Origin of the sequence: Escherichia sp. E3659 (assembly GCF_005781135.1) — a bacterium.
Lineage (GTDB): Bacteria > Pseudomonadota > Gammaproteobacteria > Enterobacterales > Enterobacteriaceae > Escherichia.
This window is the reverse complement of record NZ_VATQ01000001.1, coordinates 53,544-67,618: the sequence shown is the minus strand read 5'-3', so window position 1 is coordinate 67,618 and position 14,075 is coordinate 53,544. Positions and strand designations below refer to the sequence as shown.

14 protein-coding genes are annotated in these 14,075 nt (G+C 51.8%); 5 read left to right on the top strand and 9 right to left on the bottom strand.

Features of this window, described 5'->3' with window-relative positions:
- Window positions 1-4: 4 nt before the first annotated feature.
- The gene (locus FEK47_RS00355; protein WP_130221466.1) at window positions 5-493 is read right to left on the bottom strand and encodes a 4Fe-4S dicluster domain-containing protein; all 489 of its coding nucleotides are present in this window, start codon (window positions 491-493) and stop codon (window positions 5-7) included.
- The gene (gene ygfT / locus FEK47_RS00350) at window positions 493-2,412 is read right to left on the bottom strand and encodes a formate-dependent uric acid utilization protein YgfT (RefSeq protein ID WP_135487327.1); all 1,920 of its coding nucleotides are present in this window, start codon (window positions 2,410-2,412) and stop codon (window positions 493-495) included. Before ygfT ends, FEK47_RS00355 begins: the two co-directional genes overlap by 1 nt.
- Window positions 2,413-2,848: 436 nt before the next feature.
- Here ygfT and uacT point away from each other — a divergent pair, with 436 nt between their 5' ends.
- The 3 genes from uacT to idi all read left to right on the top strand — a co-directional run bounded on the left by uacT (window position 2,849) and on the right by idi (window position 5,095).
- Complete coding sequence (uacT, locus tag FEK47_RS00345; RefSeq protein ID WP_138183060.1) at window positions 2,849-4,297, top strand: urate/proton symporter UacT; 1,449 nt, start codon at window positions 2,849-2,851, stop codon at window positions 4,295-4,297.
- Window position 4,298: 1 nt separating this feature from the next.
- On the top strand, window positions 4,299-4,424 hold the full coding sequence (locus tag FEK47_RS00340; RefSeq protein ID WP_130217940.1) for a hypothetical protein: 126 nt from the start codon (window positions 4,299-4,301) through the stop codon (window positions 4,422-4,424).
- A gap of 122 nt (window positions 4,425-4,546) precedes the next feature.
- Entirely contained in the window at window positions 4,547-5,095 is a 549-nt protein-coding gene (gene idi / locus FEK47_RS00330) for an isopentenyl-diphosphate Delta-isomerase (RefSeq protein ID WP_135487326.1), read from the top strand.
- Between the two features lie 219 nt (window positions 5,096-5,314).
- Here the strand turns inward: idi and lysS are convergent, their stop codons facing one another.
- The 5 genes from lysS to xerD form a co-directional block, all read right to left on the bottom strand.
- A complete protein-coding gene (gene lysS / locus FEK47_RS00320; RefSeq protein WP_135487325.1) occupies window positions 5,315-6,832 on the bottom strand; it encodes a lysine--tRNA ligase in 1,518 nt (505 codons plus the stop codon).
- Window positions 6,833-6,841: 9 nt separating this feature from the next.
- Window positions 6,842-7,940 (bottom strand): peptide chain release factor 2 gene (gene prfB, locus FEK47_RS00315; RefSeq protein WP_096179399.1). Its coding sequence is split into 2 segments (ribosomal slippage): window positions 6,842-7,864 and window positions 7,866-7,940, totalling 1,098 coding nucleotides; the frame shifts between segments, so codons are not numbered across the junction.
- 90 nt (window positions 7,941-8,030) lie between these two features.
- Window positions 8,031-9,764: a single-stranded-DNA-specific exonuclease RecJ gene (recJ, locus tag FEK47_RS00310; protein WP_135487324.1), complete on the bottom strand. Its 1,734-nt coding sequence runs from the start codon at window positions 9,762-9,764 to the stop codon at window positions 8,031-8,033.
- Between the two features lie 5 nt (window positions 9,765-9,769).
- Complete coding sequence (gene dsbC, locus FEK47_RS00305) at window positions 9,770-10,480, bottom strand: bifunctional protein-disulfide isomerase/oxidoreductase DsbC (protein ID WP_130207826.1); 711 nt, start codon at window positions 10,478-10,480, stop codon at window positions 9,770-9,772.
- Window positions 10,481-10,504: 24 nt separating this feature from the next.
- Window positions 10,505-11,401 carry a site-specific tyrosine recombinase XerD gene (xerD, locus tag FEK47_RS00300; RefSeq protein WP_064529792.1) on the bottom strand — a complete coding sequence of 299 codons (897 nt, stop codon included), beginning with the start codon at window positions 11,399-11,401 and terminating at the stop codon, window positions 10,505-10,507.
- Window positions 11,402-11,512: 111 nt separating this feature from the next.
- Between xerD and fldB the strand changes: the two genes are divergently transcribed.
- Window positions 11,513-12,034, top strand: a complete 522-nt coding sequence (gene fldB / locus FEK47_RS00295) for a flavodoxin FldB (protein ID WP_130207828.1) — start codon at window positions 11,513-11,515, stop codon at window positions 12,032-12,034.
- 39 nt (window positions 12,035-12,073) lie between these two features.
- On the opposite strand, the gene FEK47_RS00290 is transcribed toward fldB, so the two are convergent.
- Both FEK47_RS00290 and sdhE read right to left on the bottom strand, forming a co-directional pair.
- Window positions 12,074-12,481, bottom strand: coding sequence for a protein YgfX (locus FEK47_RS00290; RefSeq protein WP_135487323.1), 408 nt, complete (start codon window positions 12,479-12,481; stop codon window positions 12,074-12,076).
- Complete coding sequence (gene sdhE, locus FEK47_RS00285) at window positions 12,462-12,728, bottom strand: FAD assembly factor SdhE (protein WP_000354046.1); 267 nt, start codon at window positions 12,726-12,728, stop codon at window positions 12,462-12,464. The genes FEK47_RS00290 and sdhE overlap by 20 nt, the downstream gene beginning before the upstream one ends.
- A 251-nt stretch (window positions 12,729-12,979) precedes the next feature.
- Here sdhE and ygfZ point away from each other — a divergent pair, with 251 nt between their 5' ends.
- On the top strand, window positions 12,980-13,960 hold the full coding sequence (gene ygfZ, locus FEK47_RS00280) for a tRNA-modifying protein YgfZ (protein ID WP_135487322.1): 981 nt from the start codon (window positions 12,980-12,982) through the stop codon (window positions 13,958-13,960).
- Window positions 13,961-14,075: the final 115 nt, after the last annotated feature.

Below are 14,075 nucleotides of genomic sequence, written 5' to 3'. Positions count from 1 at the left end.
TTTGTCAGAGTGGATTCTTGCCGCTGGCAGCAATACGCTGCTGGCGGACTCGCCTGAGTTCTCCTTCGGTTAACAACTGCAACGCCTGCGTCGGGCAAGATGCAACGCAAGCCGGTCCCTCTTCCCGCTGTTCGCAAAGGTCACATTTCACGATTTCTGGCCGAACATTTCCCGGCCACATTTGAATTGTGATCATCCCAAACGGACACGCGCTGACGCAACTCTGGCAGCCGATACAACGGGCAGAATTTGCCTGCACCACCTGCTCACCCATCGTCAGCGCCTGCACGGGGCAGGCCCCAACGCAAGGCGCGTTTTCGCACTGGTGACACATCACCGGAGCGCTAATTCGATCCAAACGCTGCACCTTTAAGCGAGGCAAAAAGAAGCTGGCATTTAAAGTCTGCTCTGACGGATGGGCGACAACACAGGCTACTTCACAAGTGCGGCAGCCAATACAGTCAGCCGGATTAACGATAATTAACGATTTCATCACGATGCCTTCGTATCAAACATAGTTAACATATCGCGCGCCGCCTGCCGTCCTGCCGCCATTGCAGTGACAACCAGATCCGCACCATGAACCGCATCCCCCCCGGCAAAGACCTTTTTCAGATGCGTCTGAGTAGTGAAATATCCCGCGTCACCGGTTTTAATCAGTCCCCATTTATCGAGTTTTATTCCACTCCCCTGTAACCACGGCATTACATGTGCCTGAAAACCAAACGCCATAATCAGAACATCGGCGGGCAGTTCAAACTCAGAGCCCGCCACCGGACGTGGACGACGGCGCCCATCTGGTCCCGGCTCTCCCATTGCGGTACGAATCAGGCCCACCGCAGTTAAACGCCCATCATCGTCACAAGCAATATATTGCGGCTGAACATTGAACTGAAACTCAACGCCTTCCTCACGCGCGTTGACTACCTCTTTCCGCGAACCGGGCATACTGACTTCATCACGGCGATACGCGCAGGTCACGCTGGCAGCATTGAGGCGGATGGAAGTGCGCAAACAATCCATTGTCGTATCGCCGCCACCCAAAACCACGACGCGTTTACCTTCAACATCCGTCAGCGGATACTCTTCAGACTCCGGCAGTCCCATAAGCTGGCGGGTATGGGCAGTCAGGAACGGTAGCGCCTGAATGACGCCTGGCGCATCTTCATGCGGCAGATCTGCACGCATCATGCCGTAAGTCCCCACGCCGAGGAAAACAGCATCATATTCCGCCGTTAATTCGTTGAAAGAGATATCGCGGCCAATTTCACAGTTGAGATGAAAGTCGATTCCCATTGCGGTGAATATCTCCCGCCGCTGGCTTAATACCATTTTATCGAGCTTGAACGGAGGAATGCCAAATGTCAGCATACCGCCAATTTCTGGATGGCGATCAAAGACATCTACATGAACACCCGCCCTCGCCAGAATGTCGGCACATCCCAGTCCCGCGGGTCCTGCGCCAATCACCGCCACTTTTTCTATGCGGGGAACAACCTGGCTGACATCAGGACGCCAGCCCATCGCCAGCGCAGTATCAGTAATATAGCGTTCCAGATTACCGATAGAGACTGCGCCAGAGTGATCTTTTAAAGTACATGCGCCTTCACAAAGCCGGTCCTGCGGACATACCCTACCGCAAATTTCCGGTAATGAACTGGTCTGGTGGCAGTGTTCTGCCGCTTCAATAATCTTCCCTTCCTGCACCAGGCGGACGTAATCAGGGATAGCGTTATGCAGCGGGCAATGCCAGTTACAGTTGGCTTTTTCTGCGCAATAGACACAACGGTCGCTTTCATACGCCGCTTGTTTTTGATCAAGGCCGCAATAAATTTCGCCAAAGTGGGTCTTCCGCTCGCTTGCTGTAACTTTATCCGCCCCTTTGCGTGGAGTGACAGGGAGCAATGCCTCGCGACGCGATGATTGTGGTTTTTCCGATGCTTTTCCCTCCGCCGTCCTGCGCTGTCGCAGCGTTTTCATCTGCTGCAAGCCGTTCTCATCCATCAGCCGCAACGCCTGGGTTGGGCAGACTTCAATACAGGCTTGCGCGCCGGAATTGCGCTGGTTACAAAGGTCACATTTCTGCGCAACAGCATCGACCATCTCAATTACCCCAAAGGGGCAAGCGATTGCGCATCTTTTACAACCAATGCATTTTTGTTCGTCCAGTTGCACGCTATCGGGCTGGAAAGTCAGGGCATTTACCGGGCAAGCCGTAACGCAGGGGGCATTGTTGCAATGATGGCAAGCCACTGGATTTGCAGCCAGACCTTTCCCAACAACGTGGATACGGGGTCGAAAATCACCATGACTCTGCGGCCAGTTTTCTTGATTATGAGCCACCGCACAGGCAATTTCACAGGCATGACAGCCTATACATTCCGCAGCATCAGCAGCGATAAACTTGTTCATTTGCATCCCTTTCATTTGATGAGTTATGTCTTCTCAAATGTCGCAATGCAATAAACGGGCATATATGAGGAAACGAGTCAGTTTTAATTATAATTTTGTGAGAGATATCAAATTATCGCCCCTCAATCTGTGCCGTTTTCAAGATTTAAACATCGCCGTTCAAAAAAATGCCATCCGGATAAAAAGTATTAAATACGAGAGTGCGACATGCCAGAATGATTAATGAAATATCAATATGAGAAAATTAAAGATAATTTCATTGTCTATTTTTATTCTCATTTTCTCGGTTTAATCCCGATTATGTGATTGCCCCCGCATTTCCATCTTGTAACGTCCCCTCCTTGTGAAAACTGGCATCCCACGAGCATGTCATTAAAGAGTTTTAGTGAACGTAAACGGTTGCTTTTTACTCTGGCGAGCGAAAGGAGAAAGACTGATGAGCGCCATAGATTCTCAAATTTCCTCATCTTCAGGGCAAGACCGCCCAACGGATGAGGTGGACCGCATATTATCACCAGGAAAGCTGATCATACTCGGTCTGCAACACGTCCTTGTTATGTACGCAGGCGCAGTCGCCGTCCCACTGATGATTGGTGACAGACTCGGACTCTCGAAAGAAGCTATCGCAATGCTGATTAGCTCCGATCTCTTTTGCTGCGGTATCGTCACATTATTGCAATGTATCGGTATCGGCCGCTTTATGGGGATCCGCCTGCCGGTGATTATGTCGGTGACCTTTGCGGCTGTAACGCCAATGATTGCCATTGGGATGAACCCGGATATCGGTCTGCTGGGGATTTTTGGCGCGACCATTGCGGCCGGTTTTATCACCACGCTATTAGCACCACTTATTGGTCGCTTAATGCCTTTATTCCCACCGTTAGTTACCGGTGTGGTTATTACCTCTATCGGCCTGAGTATTATTCAGGTAGGCATTGACTGGGCTGCTGGCGGTAAAGGCAATCCACAATATGGCAATCCGGTTTATTTAACCATTTCCTTCGCCGTCTTAATTTTCATCTTGCTTATCACCCGTTACGCCAAAGGATTTATGTCCAATGTCGCCGTATTACTGGGGATTGTATTTGGCTTCTTGTTGTCGTGGATGATGAATGAAGTGAATCTGTCTGGGCTGAATGATGCTTCGTGGTTCGCCATTGTCACGCCAATGTCGTTTGGTACGCCAGTTTTCGATCCGGTTTCCATTCTGACCATGACCGCAGTGTTAATCATCGTATTTATTGAGTCGATGGGGATGTTCCTGGCATTGGGGGAAATTGTCGGTAGAAAACTTTCTTCGCAAGACATTATTCGCGGGCTACGCGTAGATGGCATAGGGACAATGATTGGCGGCACGTTTAACAGCTTCCCGCATACTTCCTTTTCGCAAAACGTTGGCCTGGTCAGCGTGACGCGCGTTCACAGTCGCTGGGTGTGTATCTCTTCCGGGATTATATTAATCATGTTCGGGATGGTGCCCAAAATGGCGGTGCTGGTGGCTTCCATTCCGCAATTTGTACTAGGCGGTGCAGGATTAGTAATGTTCGGTATGGTGCTGGCGACGGGGATCCGCATTCTGTCGCGCTGTAACTACACCACCAACCGCTACAACCTGTATATCGTGGCTATTAGCCTTGGCGTGGGTATGACCCCGACGCTTTCTCATGATTTCTTTTCTAAGTTACCGGCGGTACTGCAACCGTTGTTACATAGCGGCATTATGTTGGCGACTATCAGTGCGGTGGTGCTGAACGTCTTTTTCAATGGTTATCAGCATCATGCCGATCTGGTGAAGGAATCTGTCTCTGATAAAGATTTAAAAGTCAGAACAGTGCGTATGTGGCTTTTGATGCGCAAGCTAAAGAAAAATGAGCATGGTGAATGATATGAACCTGTTAATACGCACTATATTCAGTCTGTTATTACTCTTAATGATCTCCATTCCTGTCATTTCTGACTGCGTGGCAATGGCTATTGAAAGTCGCTTCAAATATATGATGCTGCTTTTTTAAATGACCTTTCTCTGTCAGCATCCGTTCAAAACGGGCGGATGCCGATAAACACTCACTTGGTTAATCATTTGACTCTTCAATTATCTATAATGACGAGTGATTAGAATTACATGTGAGAAATTATGCAAACGGAACACGTCATTTTACTGAATGCACAGGGAGTCCCCTCGGGTACGCTGGAAAAATATGCCGCACACACGGCAGACACCCCCTTACATCTCGCGTTCTCCTGCTGGCTATTTAATGCTAAGGGACAACTGCTGGTTACCCGCCGCGCACTAAGCAAAAAAGCGTGGCCAGGCGTGTGGACTAACTCGGTGTGCGGTCATCCGCAACTGGGCGAAAGCAATGAAGAGGCGGTAATCCGCCGTTGCCGCTATGAACTGGGCGTGGAAATAACGTCACCCGAATCGGTTTATCCAGACTTCCACTATCGCGCCACTGACCCGAATGGCATTGTCGAAAATGAAATGTGTCCAGTCTTTGCCGCACGAATTACCAGCGCGTTACAGCCCAACGGTGATGAAGTGATGGATTATCAATGGTGTGATTTAGCAGATGTATTACACGGTATTGATGCCACGCCGTGGGCATTTAGTCCGTGGATGGTGATGCAGGCGGCAAATCACGAAGCCAGAAAACGATTATCTGTATTTACCCAGATTAAATAAAAAAACTCCGACGGTTGCCAAGGTAACAGATTGCTGACAATGTGCTCGCTGTTTTATGCCGGATGCGGCGTGAACGCCTTATCCGGCCTACAAAGTCGTGAAAATGCAATATATTGCAGAGGCGATGTAGGCCTGATAAGCGTAGCGCATCAGGCAATTTTGCATTTGCCAACAGTCACAACCCCGACATTTGCCGGGGTTGTGAGCATAACGTAATGCTTATTTTACCGGACGCATCGCTGGGAACAGAATAACGTCGCGGATGGTATGGCTGTTGGTGAACAGCATAACCATACGGTCGATACCAATACCCAGACCTGCTGTCGGCGGCAAACCATGTTCCAGTGCGGTGACGTAATCTTCGTCGTAGAACATTGCTTCGTCGTCGCCTGCATCTTTCGCGGCAACCTGATCCAGGAAGCGCTGCGCCTGATCTTCTGCATCGTTCAGCTCGCTAAAGCCGTTACCGATTTCACGACCACCGATAAAGAACTCAAAGCGGTCAGTGATTTCCGGGTTAACGTCGTTACGACGCGCCAGCGGAGAAACTTCTGCCGGATATTCAGTAATGAAGGTCGGCTGAATCAGATGTGCTTCTGCCACTTCTTCGAAGATCTCGGTAACGATACGACCCAGACCCCAGCTCTTCTCAACGTGGATGCCGATAGATTCAGCAATCTCTTTCGCAGAGTCGAAGTTGTCCAGATCCGCCATGTCGGTTTCCGGGCGATATTTCTTGATCGCTTCACGCATGGTCAGTTTTTCGAACGGTTTACCGAAGTCCAGCGTCACGTCGCCGTAGGTCACTTCCGTCTTACCGAGAATATCCTGTGCCAGAGTACGGAACAGCGATTCGGTCAGCTCGATCAGATCTTTGTAATCTGCGTAAGCCATATAGAGTTCCATCATGGTGAACTCTGGGTTATGACGTACGGAAATACCTTCGTTACGGAAGTTACGGTTGATTTCGAATACACGCTCGAAGCCACCGACCACCAGACGCTTGAGGTACAGTTCCGGCGCGATACGCAGGTACATGTCGAGATCCAGCGCGTTGTGATGGGTGATAAACGGACGTGCAGCGGCACCGCCAGGGATCACCTGCATCATCGGCGTTTCAACTTCCATAAAGCCGCGGTTCACCATGAACTGGCGAATACCAGAGAGGATCTGCGAGCGCACTTTAAAGGTGTTACGGGATTCATCGTTAGAGATGAGATCCAAATAACGCTGACGATAGCGCGCTTCCTGATCCTGCAAGCCGTGGAATTTATCCGGCAGCGGACGCAGTGCTTTGGTCAGCAGACGCAGCTCGGTACAGTGGATAGACAGTTCGCCGGTTTTGGTTTTGAACAGCTTACCTTTCGCGCCGAGGATGTCGCCGAGGTCCCATTTTTTGAACTGCTCGTTGTAAACGCCTTCCGGCAGATCGTCACGGGCAACGTACAGCTGAATGCGGCCACCCACATCCTGCAGGGTAACGAAAGACGCTTTACCCATAATACGGCGGGTCATCATGCGGCCAGCAACGGCAACTTCGATGTTCAGCGCTTCCAGTTCTTCGTTCTCTTTACCGTCGAATTCTGCGTGCAATTGGTCAGAGGTATGATCGCGACGGAAATCGTTCGGGAAGGCAATCCCCTGCTCGCGCAGGTTCGCCAGCTTCTCACGACGCGTTTTCAGTTCATTGTTAAGATCGACTACCGCGTCAGCGCCCTGTGCGTGTTGTTCAGACATGTTGGTTCCTCATAACCCTGCTTTCAAACTTGCTTCGATAAATTGATCCAGGCTGCCGTCCAGCACGGCCTGCGTGTTGCGGGTTTCTACCCCGGTACGCAGATCTTTAATGCGGGAGTCATCAAGGACATAAGAACGAATCTGGCTGCCCCAGCCGATGTCGGACTTGGTGTCTTCCATCGCCTGTTTCTCGGCATTTTTCTTCTGCATCTCCAGTTCATAAAGCTTCGCTTTCATCTGCTTCATGGCCTGGTCTTTGTTCTTGTGCTGGGAACGGTCGTTCTGGCACTGGGTCACGATCCCGGTCGGGATGTGGGTAATACGCACCGCAGATTCGGTACGGTTAACGTGCTGACCGCCCGCGCCGGACGCGCGATAAACGTCGATGCGCAGATCCGCCGGGTTGATTTCGATATCAATATCATCATCAACTTCCGGATAAACAAACGCGGAGCTGAACGACGTGTGGCGGCGACCGCCGGAGTCAAACGGGCTTTTACGCACCAGGCGGTGAACGCCGGTTTCTGTACGCAGCCAGCCATAAGCGTAATCGCCGGAGATTTTGATTGTCACGGATTTAATACCCGCCACTTCACCTTCCGACTCTTCGATGATTTCAGTTTTGAAACCGCGCGATTCCGCCCAGCGCAGATACATACGCTCAAGCATGCTCGCCCAGTCTTGCGCTTCCGTACCGCCAGACCCCGCCTGAATATCGAGGTAGCAGTCGGCGCTGTCATATTCGCCAGAGAACATACGGCGGAATTCGAGCTGCGCCAGTTTTTCTTCCAGGGCGTCCAGTTCAGCAACGGCTTCGTTAAAGGTTTCTTCGTCGTCAGCTTCTACAGCCAGTTCCAGCAGACCAGAAACATCTTCCAGCCCCTGTTTCATTTGGTCGAGGGTGTCGACAACGGCTTCGAGGGAGGAACGCTCTTTACCCAGCGCCTGTGCGCGTTCGGGTTCGTTCCAGACATCCGGCTGTTCCAGCTCGGCGTTTACTTCTTCCAGACGCTCTTTCTTGGCGTCATAGTCAAAGATACCCCCTAAGAACGTCGGAGCGTTCCGTGAGGTCCTGAATGCGATTATTTACCGGATTAATTTCAAACATGGTCTGATTTCTTTTATTGAGCTAGTCAAAATGCGGTGATAAGAGCGGGATTGTACCCAATCCACGCTCTTTTTTATAGAGAAGATGACGCTAAATTGGCCAGATATTGTCGATGATAATTTGTAGGCTGCGGTTGCCGCGAAACTCGTTGATATCGAGCTTGTAAGCCAGTTGCACTTCGCGCACGCCGTTATCCGGCCAGAGGGCGGTATCGACATTAAAAGCAATACCATCCAGCAGTGGACCGCCGCCGACCGGTTCGACCATCACCTTCAAATGACGCTCGCCTACCAACCGCTGTTGCAGCAGGCGGAAATGGCCATCAAACAGTGGTTCCGGGAACATCTGCCCCCACGGGCCAGCATCACGCAGCAGCTGCGCCACTTCCATGGTCATCTCTTCAGCGCTTAACGGGCCGTCGGAGACGACTTCACCCTGTAATAATGCGGGGTCCAGCCACTCGGTAACCAGTTCGCCAAAGCGTTGCTGAAAAAGTTCGAATTTATCCTCTTCCAGCGACAGGCCTGCCGCCATCGCATGGCCGCCAAACTTGAGCATCATGCCCGGATAGAGCGTGTCTAAGCGCTCCAGCGCATCGCGCATATGCAGCCCCTGAATGGAGCGTCCAGAACCTTTTAACGTACCGTCTCCCGCTGGCGCAAACGCAATAACCGGACGGTGAAAACGCTCTTTAATCCGCGAAGCCAGAATACCGACAACCCCCTGATGCCATTCAGGATGATACATTGCCAGCCCGCCAGGCAGCGTGTCGCGACTTCGCTCCAGTTTCTCGCACAGAGTCAGCGCCTCAACCTGCATTCCCTGTTCAATCTCTTTGCGCGTCTGGTTTAGCGCATCGAGTTCATTTGCCAGCACACGCGCTTCGCCGATGTTGTCGCACAGCAACAGCGCCACACCGACGGACATATCATCCAGTCGCCCTGCAGCATTGAGACGTGGCCCCAGCGCAAAACCTAAATCGCTGGCGGCGAGTTTTTGCGGATCGCGGTTTGCCACTTCCAGCAGAGCTTTAATCCCTGGGCGGCACTTCCCGGCGCGGATTCGGCTCATGCCCTGCCAGGTCAGGATACGGTTATTCGCATCCAGCGGCACCACGTCCGCCACCGTCCCGAGCGCCACCAGATCCAGCAATTCCGCCAGATTAGGGATTGCAATGCCACGGTCATCAAACCAGCCCTGATCGCGCAAAAAGGTGCGCAGCGCCAGCATCAGATAAAATGCGACGCCTACGCCTGCCAGTGACTTCGATGGAAAGCCACAGTCACGCAAGTTAGGGTTAATAATGGCTTCCGCCGCGGGTAACGTATCGCCCGGCAAATGGTGATCGGTAACAATAACCGGAATGCCCAGCGTGTGAGCGTGTTCAACGCCCGCGTGAGAGGAAATGCCGTTATCCACCGTCACAATCAACTGCGCACCACGGGCATGCGCTTGCTCAACCACTTCCGGACTTAAGCCATAACCGTCTTCAAAACGGTTCGGCACCAGGAAGTCGATGTTGGCGCAGCCAAGCGAACGCATCGCCAGCACGCTAAGGGCGGTACTGGTGGCGCCATCGGCGTCGAAATCTCCGACCACAATTATCCGCGTTCCTTCGCGAAAAGCGTTGTAAAGGATCTCAACGGCCTTTTCGACGCCGCTCAGTTGCTGCCAGGGCAGCATCCCTTTAACACCGCGTTCCAGTTCCTGCGCGCTACGCACGCCCCGGCTGGCGTATAAACGACGCAGCAAGGGCGGCAGATCAGCAGGCAGGTCTGCCGTTTCATCGATTTCACGGCGACGAAGTTTTATCTGTTGTTTCACGCGAATTATTTACCGCTGGTCATTTTCTGGTGTTCGTCGAGGAATTCTTTCATGTCTTTCGGCGGCTGGTAGCCCGGCACCAGAGTACCGTTGCTCAGCACAATCGCCGGAGTACCACTGACGCCAAGCTGGACGCCAAGCGCGTAATGGTTGGCAATATCCACGTCGCAACTGGCTGGCGCGACGCTTTTACCCGCCATCACATCATCAAACGCTTTGTTTTTATCTTTCGCACACCAGATGGCTTTCATTTGTTGCTCAGCCTGGCTCTCCAACCCCTGGCGCGGGAAAGCGAGATAACGCACGGTGATCCCCAGCGCGTTGTAGTCTGCCATCTGCTCATGCAGCTTGTGGCAGTAGCCACAAGTAATATCGGTGAACACGGTGATGACGTGTTTTTCCTGCGGCGCTTTATAAACAATCATATCTTTTTCAAGCGCGTTAAGTTGCTTTAACAGCATCTTATTGGTGACATTGACCGGAGCCGTGCCACTAACGTCATACATTGGCCCCTGAATGATATGTTTACCATCATCGGTGATGTACAACACACCGCTGTTAGTCAGAACTGTCTTCATGCCAGCCACGGGCGCGGGCTGAATATCGCTGCTTTTGATGCCCATTTTGGCTAACGTTTGTTGAATTGCCGCGTCATCCGCCTGAACAAAGCCTGAAAACGCCGCCAACAAAGTAAACAACATAAAACCTTTCTTCATAAATCTTCCCGTTCTTTTCAGACATCACGCCCGTGGGTGATGCTGTTGATGAAGTTGCCGCAGACGCTCGGTAGCGACATGCGTATAAATTTGCGTGGTGGAGAGATCGCTATGGCCCAACAACATCTGCACCACGCGTAAGTCCGCACCATGATTTAACAAATGAGTGGCAAAGGCATGACGCAACACATGCGGTGACAGCTTTTCGCTATCGATACCCGCCAGCACGGCATAATGTTTAATGCGGTGCCAAAAGGTCTGGCGCGTCATCTGCTGAGCGCGCTGGCTGGGAAACAGCACGTCAATCGACACACCGTTCAATAGCCATGGTCGCCCGTGTTCCAGATAGTTTTCCAGCCAGTAGACCGCCTCTTCACCTAACGGCACAAGACGCTCTTTGTTGCCTTTACCAATGACCCGTACCACGCCCTGGCGCAGACTAATGTCGCTCATTGTCAGCCCAACCAGTTCCGAGACACGCAGCCCGGTAGCATACAGCACTTCGAGCATCGCTTTATCGCGAAGCTCCAGAGGCTGATCGACTAAAGGTGCCTGTAATAATCTTTCAACCTGCGCTTCGCTTAAATCTTTCGGCAAACGCTGGGGCAATTTCGGCGAAGCCAAATGCGCACTGGGATCGTCTTCACGAAATTTTTCGCGATAAAGATACTGGAACAATCGGCGCACTGCACTCAGCAAACGCGCTGAACTGGTGGCTTTATACCCGCCCTCCAGCCGTTCTGCCAGTAATGCCTGCAAATCGTCACTTTGTGCCGTTGCCAGCGTCAGCCCACGATGATGCAACCACTCCACCATCATTGACAGATCGCGACGGTATGCGTTCAACGTATTTTCGGCGAGATTTTTTTCCAGCCACAGGGCATCCAGAAACTGCTCGATGCGTGCCAGATCTTGTTTCACTTGCGCCCCTTATCGTTACTCGTTTGATCCATTATGCCTTATTGTGCCGTGACTAAAGCGATTCTGATACACTAGCCGCAAAAGCCACAGCAGAATCGAGAAGCTTACGTTATGAATATGGGTCTTTTTTACGGTTCCAGCACCTGTTACACCGAAATGGCGGCGGAAAAAATCCGCGATATTATCGGCCCAGAACTGGTGACCTTACATAACCTCAAGGACGACTCCCCGAAATTAATGGAGCAGTACGATGTGCTCATTCTGGGTATCCCGACCTGGGATTTTGGCGAAATCCAGGAAGACTGGGAAGCCGTCTGGGATCAGCTCGACGACCTGAACCTCGAAGGTAAAATTGTTGCGTTATATGGGCTTGGCGATCAGCTGGGATACGGCGAGTGGTTCCTTGATGCGCTCGGCATGCTGCATGACAAACTCTCGACCAAAGGCGTGAAGTTCGTCGGCTACTGGCCAACGGAAGGATATGAGTTTACCAGCCCGAAACCGGTGATTGCTGACGGACAGCTGTTCGTGGGTCTGGCGCTGGATGAAACTAACCAGTATGACCTTAGCGACGAACGTATTCAGAGCTGGTGTGAGCAAATCCTTAACGAAATGGCAGAGTATTACGCCTGATGTGACTGACGGCTTTGCGCATTAGCGTTGCCGTCATGTTTACCTTTGCGTCTCTTGTTGCAACAAAATTCGCCGTAAATCCCGCCATTCGGCTTCGTCCATGCTGTCAGCTGCCAGCCATAAATGCTGCCGTTTACCGCTGTCAGAACGTAAACGCAGCATCATGCCGCTTTTAATCATCCACGGCGCTTTGACGATGCTCCACTCCTGCCCTTGCCAACGCAAACGCCCGTCCATCAACAGGCGAATCTCCCCCTGGCGAGCATTAATACGCCGCTGGCTGCGAACGCAATCAAACACCACCAGCGAAAGCAACACCATCCATAACGGGGTGTAACTGAGCGGCCAGGGCATGAGTAAAATAATAGCGGCAACCAACCCATGAATCAGCAAGGAAAGCCACTGTGCGCGCCAAGAGACGCGCAGATCAGATTGCCACAGGACCACGTTCCCGGTTCCGTGTCTGGATGAGTCGGACCATCATTTCCAGTTCTGCATCGGCCGGTTTACCGTGATTCATCAGCCAGTTGAACAGGTCCGGGTCGTCGCATTCCAGCAGACGAATAAAGATGCGTTTTTCGTCGTCACTTAAGCTGTCGTACTCATGTTCGAAAAACGGCATGATTGAAATATCGAGTTCGCGCATACCACGGCGGCATGCCCAATGAATGCGGGCTTTGTTGTTAATGTCCATCTTCTTCCTGTCTCACGAAAATCCAGTACCTGGCTATTGTAACGTGTTTTTCGACTTCTTTTGCGGGAATATCGGTAAACACAATCGCGATCGCGAAATTAATCCGCAACAATTCAATAGCTTCATTTTTTTGGATGTCGCCTCGCAAAGCATATCAGAAGGCACAGATCGCGTAGTGAAAGCACTTGCATTGCCTCATAGCTCTTTTACCATTAGTCATTAATACGCCGTTTGTTACACAGGACTCCATTATGGCTTTTACACCTTTTCCTCCCCGTCAGCCTACGGCTTCTGCCCGTTTACCACTGACGCTGATGACGCTTGATGACTGGGCGCTTGCCACCATTACTGGCGCGGACAGCGAAAAATATATGCAGGGTCAGGTGACAGCAGACGTCAGCCAGATGACAGAAGACCAGCATTTGCTCGCCGCCCATTGCGACGCCAAAGGTAAAATGTGGAGCAATCTACGCCTGTTCCGCGATGGCGACGGCTTTGCGTGGATTGAACGCCGCAGCGTGCGTGATTCGCAACTGACTGAACTGAAAAAATATGCGGTGTTTTCTAAAGTGACCATCGTGCCGGACGATGAACGCGTGCTGCTCGGTGTTGCCGGTTTTCAGGCACGCGCCGCGCTGGAAAACCTCTTCAGCGAAATGCCTTCGAAGGAAAAACAGGTAGTCAGAGAAGGTGCGACCACACTGCTATGGTTTGAACATCCGGCAGAACGTTTTCTGATCGTAACCGATGAAGCTACCGCTAATACTTTGACCGATAAACTGCGCGGTGAAGCGGAACTGAACAATAGCCAACAGTGGCTGGCATTAAACATTGAAGCGGGTTTCCCGGTTATTGACGCTGCTAACAGCGGGCAGTTTATCCCGCAGGCAACTAACCTTCAGGCGCTCGGCGGTATCAGTTTTAAGAAAGGCTGCTATACCGGACAAGAGATGGTGGCGCGAGCTAAGTTCCGCGGAGCCAACAAACGCGCGCTCTGGTTGCTGACAGGTAGTGCCAGCCGTTTGCCGGTAGCTGGTGAAGACTTAGAGCTGAAAATGGGCGAAAACTGGCGTCGTACCGGTACGGTGCTGGCTGCGGTAAAACTGGAAGATGGTCAGGTCGTGGTTCAGGTCGTCATGAATAACGATATGGAACCGGACAGCATCTTCCGCGTTCGTGACGATGCGAATACATTGCGTATTGAGCCGCTGCCGTATTCGCTGGAAGAGTAAATCGCTGTATCGCTTCGGGCATCTATTGCCTGAAGCGACACTGGTGTGTCTTATCAGGCCTTCAACTTGGTGCCTTTTTCACAAGTGGGAAGCGGCCCGTAGGCCGGATAAGGCG

Coding starts and splice junctions, on each gene's coding strand:
- FEK47_RS00355 (WP_130221466.1), bottom strand. CDS start 493: ATGAAATCGTTAATTATCGTTAATCCGGCTGACTGTATTGGCTGCCGC.
- ygfT (WP_135487327.1), bottom strand. CDS start 2,412: ATGAACAAGTTTATCGCTGCTGATGCTGCGGAATGTATAGGCTGTCAT.
- uacT (WP_138183060.1), top strand. CDS start 2,849: ATGAGCGCCATAGATTCTCAAATTTCCTCATCTTCAGGGCAAGACCGC.
- FEK47_RS00340 (WP_130217940.1), top strand. CDS start 4,299: ATGAACCTGTTAATACGCACTATATTCAGTCTGTTATTACTCTTAATG.
- idi (WP_135487326.1), top strand. CDS start 4,547: ATGCAAACGGAACACGTCATTTTACTGAATGCACAGGGAGTCCCCTCG.
- lysS (WP_135487325.1), bottom strand. CDS start 6,832: ATGTCTGAACAACACGCACAGGGCGCTGACGCGGTAGTCGATCTTAAC.
- dsbC (WP_130207826.1), bottom strand. CDS start 10,480: ATGAAGAAAGGTTTTATGTTGTTTACTTTGTTGGCGGCGTTTTCAGGC.
- fldB (WP_130207828.1), top strand. CDS start 11,513: ATGAATATGGGTCTTTTTTACGGTTCCAGCACCTGTTACACCGAAATG.
- sdhE (WP_000354046.1), bottom strand. CDS start 12,728: ATGGACATTAACAACAAAGCCCGCATTCATTGGGCATGCCGCCGTGGT.
- ygfZ (WP_135487322.1), top strand. CDS start 12,980: ATGGCTTTTACACCTTTTCCTCCCCGTCAGCCTACGGCTTCTGCCCGT.